The following is a 2,011-nucleotide window of genomic DNA, read 5'->3' as shown; positions in this document are numbered from 1 at the left end:
AGCTTCCATTGCAACTGTTGTTATCCTACAGGAAAGTAACCAATCTACTATATTGTTAAGGTCATACGTGAAACATCCGAAGCGTCTATTATTATCTCCATCACGATTTTCCGGAACGCAGACTTGCATTTCTGTGTCTGCGATATCTATCCCTGCGGCATCAGGGTTTACAATTGCTAGAGTGTTGCCATCTGAAGATTTTATAAGTTTAGCCTTTGCAGATTTTACTTTTGCCATACATTTTATTTTAAAAGATGAATAGAAATACAAGCCTGTGGTCATACAAAATTTTGTATTCTTCCATACGGCATCTAACGGCCATTTCTTATTTCACTGACCTACAGCATCATACTTTTAATTGGAATGCAAATCCAATGTTAATCTGACGTACCTGCTTGCAATAGCAAAAGTAATAGGATTGAAACATTATTTTACGCTGTTTATGCTTTGCTAAAACAGCGTAAAACTGTTCTTATGTTTTTTATTCGCGCTTGTGGGTTAATACTTTTAAAAAAGACGCAAAATCTTGCGTCATACGAGTCCCTTCAGCGACCAATCGCCAGTTACGTTTGATGTATTCATTACTCTTCTTAATAATCCAGCGACGGCGACGAACGTTTAGATATACTTTCTTTCCTCGAATGGGAAAGTCTTGAATTACAACCGGTTCACAGAAACCTTTACTCTCAGATTCCTGACCCGCATACTGTTTAGGAACAACATTTTTCTATTCAAGATAAATAACTATTTCATTTGAACCTTCCTGTACATTAACAAGGTCGAAGTAGTCTAAAGTACCTTCGGGAAGAAGAAGGCGATAACCGTTTGAATCCATTAGTAAATATTTTTAGGAGAGCAAAGATAATGATTTTAAATATTTACCCCTCAACTTTATTCGTTGACCCGAAACAATTTAGAAATATCTATGATGAAGATATAGTAATGAATATGTTAGTTAAGTGAGTCGTCTAAATATTTTTACAGATAATTATTCCTGAATAAAACCTCTATTTAATATGCTTTTATGCAAAAACATATTATTCATGTTATTGAGTAAATATACAGTAAACAAAAATGATAAAATATGTTATTTTTTTTTAGTAAATAAAATTGTCTATTTATTTTTTTTAAATTGCACTCGATATTAATACAAGTATTGTCAAATTATTTAAATTATTACATTATGAACCTTTTTAATGAAAAGAAGATAATTACATCTTCAAATTATCAAGAGTTTACGGAAGGACTTCCTTTTGTCGTAGCTGCGGTTGTTGCAATATTAGCTGTACCTGGAGATACAGATAAAAAAAAGGATCAACGAGATCCAGATTCCCGCATTGTTTCAGTTCAGGAAAAAGCCGAAGCTAGTGTAACAGCGAACACTTATGTTTATGAAGCTATAAAAAAGTAAAACATCGTGTTTAATGTGAAAATTAATTAGAAAAGATAATAAGGTAATTTAAATCTTATTATCTTTTTTTGAAAAATATGAAAAAACGAATTAAGATATTATTATATATTCAAACTATTATTCAGATTCTTGTCATTTATTATATTTTACCAATTGAAAGTATTCTATGTTTTAATGAGAATTTTTTTTCTTTTCTCTTATGTAGTATTTTAATTGGAGTAATAATTTTGTTGTTAAATCATTTTATATATAAATTATTATACACGAAGAGAGAGATTTTATTAATAGGACTAGATAAAATAGAGGAGCCCAAAGATTTGTTGAAAGATAATTCAACTATATTAGGGTGGTTACTATTCTCTTTTTCTGCTTGTATATTAGAAGAAGTTATAGTTAGGTATTATCTTCTTAATTATTTAATCATTAAAACTGATAGTGTAATATTTTCTTGTATTTTGACATCTGTTCTTTTTAGCCTTTATCACTTTAAAAAAAATAAAATATTGCAATTATTTTTAATGGGAATTGTCCTAGGAATTCTGTATATTCAAACTAATAATATAATTTACCCGATTTTAGCTCATTTCACAAATAATCTTA

Annotated in this window: 2 protein-coding genes and 2 pseudogenes; 2 read left to right on the top strand and 2 right to left on the bottom strand. The window is 29.4% G+C overall.

Going from position 1 to position 2,011, the window contains the following annotated elements; all coding sequences use genetic code 11:
- Both JCM15092_RS14210 and JCM15092_RS16365 read right to left on the bottom strand, forming a co-directional pair.
- Positions 1-282 (bottom strand): annotated as a pseudogene (locus tag JCM15092_RS14210) (hypothetical protein); the annotation flags it as partial.
- Between the two features lie 199 nt (positions 283-481).
- Positions 482-835: pseudogene (locus tag JCM15092_RS16365) on the bottom strand (ISAon1 family transposase N-terminal region protein).
- 348 nt (positions 836-1,183) lie between these two features.
- Here JCM15092_RS16365 and JCM15092_RS14200 point away from each other — a divergent pair.
- Together JCM15092_RS14200 and JCM15092_RS14195 are read left to right on the top strand one after the other, a co-directional pair.
- Entirely contained in the window at positions 1,184-1,411 is a 228-nt protein-coding gene (locus JCM15092_RS14200) for a hypothetical protein (protein WP_024995217.1), read from the top strand.
- Positions 1,412-1,488: 77 nt separating this feature from the next.
- The coding region (locus JCM15092_RS14195; RefSeq protein ID WP_024995216.1) for a CPBP family intramembrane glutamic endopeptidase at positions 1,489-2,011 on the top strand (523 nt) is incomplete at its 3' end.

This window comes from Phocaeicola paurosaccharolyticus JCM 15092 (genome assembly GCF_000613805.1).
GTDB classification, from domain to species: domain Bacteria; phylum Bacteroidota; class Bacteroidia; order Bacteroidales; family Bacteroidaceae; genus Phocaeicola; species Phocaeicola paurosaccharolyticus.
This window is presented reverse-complemented; position numbering and strand designations above follow the sequence as displayed.